We start from the raw sequence: 1,797 nt of genomic DNA, 5'->3' as shown, positions 1-1,797 counted from the left end.
ATCCATCCTCGGGCATTCGACGACCGATTTCGAAGAAGCGGGGGCACATCTGTCGAAGGTCGGCGGCATCCTTTGTGTTGTCACGGCCGGCGCGCGTGGCGCTTACGCGTTTCACCCCGACGGTCACCGCGAAGTTGCCGTTGCGGCAGCGGTCGACCCCGTCGATACCACGGGTGCCGGCGATACCTTTGTCGGGATATTGGCAAACGGGTTGGATGAGAGGCTGCCCTTTCTCCAAGCTCTCACGCGTGCGTGCCGCGGTGCCTCGCTCGCCTGTTTGACACATGGTGCCCAGGCCGGCATGCCGACCCGGCATCAATTGTAGGATGGCTTAACCCTGCGCCATATGACGTTTGCGTCAATTCGATCTCGCGCCTAAGGTTCGCAGCGTACGGACGCTGTCGTCGCTTGCAATTATCCGGCAACAGGCGTTCCACCAAGTTTCCCATGGAGCTCCGAATGACGACAGTGCCTTCGATTTCGCTCGGTCGAGACGTTGCCATTCCCCAACTTGGCTTTGGTGTCGCACAGATGAGCGACGAGGAGGTCGTCGGCCTTGTCGGAGAGGCGCTGGCAGCTGGCTATCGAGGCATAGATACCGCAGCGGCATATGGCAACGAACGCGGGGTGGGGCGAGCTATCGCTGGTAGCTCGATACCTCGCTCCGAAATCTTCGTCACATCGAAATTGGCGAACGACCGACATGGTTTCGACGAAGCTCGCCGGGCCTTTGACGAGACTATCGAGCGCCTCGGCGTCGATGTGCTCGATCTCTATCTGATCCACTGGCCGATGCCCATGATCGATAAGTATGTCGAGACGTGGAAGGCGCTCGATGCCCTACGGGCCGAGGGACGGGTGAGAGCAATCGGGGTTTCCAATTTCCAAGCAAGCCATCTCACACGCTTGATGAACGAAACGGGCGTCGTGCCTGCGGTCAATCAGATTGAGCTGCACCCCACATTTCAACAGCGTGATCTCGTCGCGTTTCATCGCGATCACGGCATTGCAACGGAAGCGTGGAGTCCGCTTGCGAAAGGGGCACTTGGGGAGCCGGCAATTATTGCCATTGCCCTAAAACACAAGAGAAGCCCCGCCCAAGTCACCTTGAGGTGGCATCAGCAATACGGGAACATCACCATTCCGAAGTCCGCGACACCCGCTCGCATCAAAGAGAACATTGCGATCTTCGACTTCGCGCTCGACGAAGACGACATGGAAGTCTTCGCGAAACTCGATCGCGGCAATCGCTTGGGCGCACACCCAGACTTTCGCTGAGCGCGCATCCCCATCATCAGACTCGCAGTTATTGCTCAGTAAAAAACGTCAATACGACCTTCCGGTTGTCGCTGAGGAGGCAGATGAACCGATGTGGCTTGTCTCCTTTTTCGCGCTGAAGGTAGGCGTCCCCCATGATGACCATTCTGATAGGAGTGTTCTCGACCTTCGTGTCAGCCTTCGATATGGCGAGGTTCTCCATGTCGAAGGTCAGGTGCTCAAGCGAGGGTGACCTCTCCTTTAGCGCCGCGAGTCCCGACAATCGGCAGAGTTCTACTTCCGCCGGAACCTGCGCCAGTGCGGCTGTCGTGATCGACAGCAGCGTGAACGTCGCAAGCATGGACCGCATGGGCATACTCTCCCGAGTTGAGGAGCGAGGGTAACGCTTCTGTGCGAACAAGGTTCGAGCTGAGGCTCGCGATTGCAAACAATGTGCTGATCGACRTTGTCACCTTGGCCATTTTTGAGTTCGAGCGACGCGCCACTCCAGACGTCGTAGGTGGAGTTTGGGCTCAAGTT

Annotated in this window: 3 protein-coding genes; 2 read left to right on the top strand and 1 reads right to left on the bottom strand. The window is 58.0% G+C overall.

Going from position 1 to position 1,797, the window contains the following annotated elements; translation table 11 throughout:
• On the top strand, window positions 1-325 hold a 325-nt coding region (locus tag AC1DT3_RS19940; protein WP_477466951.1), incomplete at its 5' end, for a PfkB family carbohydrate kinase.
• Window positions 326-459: 134 nt separating this feature from the next.
• Complete coding sequence (locus AC1DT3_RS19935) at window positions 460-1,278, top strand: aldo/keto reductase (RefSeq protein WP_477466950.1); 819 nt, start codon at window positions 460-462, stop codon at window positions 1,276-1,278.
• Window positions 1,279-1,306: 28 nt separating this feature from the next.
• On the opposite strand, the gene AC1DT3_RS19930 is transcribed toward AC1DT3_RS19935, so the two are convergent.
• Window positions 1,307-1,627: a hypothetical protein gene (locus AC1DT3_RS19930; protein WP_477466949.1), complete on the bottom strand. Its 321-nt coding sequence runs from the start codon at window positions 1,625-1,627 to the stop codon at window positions 1,307-1,309.
• Window positions 1,628-1,797: the final 170 nt, after the last annotated feature.

This window comes from Microvirga sp. P4_G7, assembly GCF_056401005.1.
Note: the sequence above shows the minus strand (reverse complement) of the source record. Positions and strands in the feature narration are given on the sequence as shown.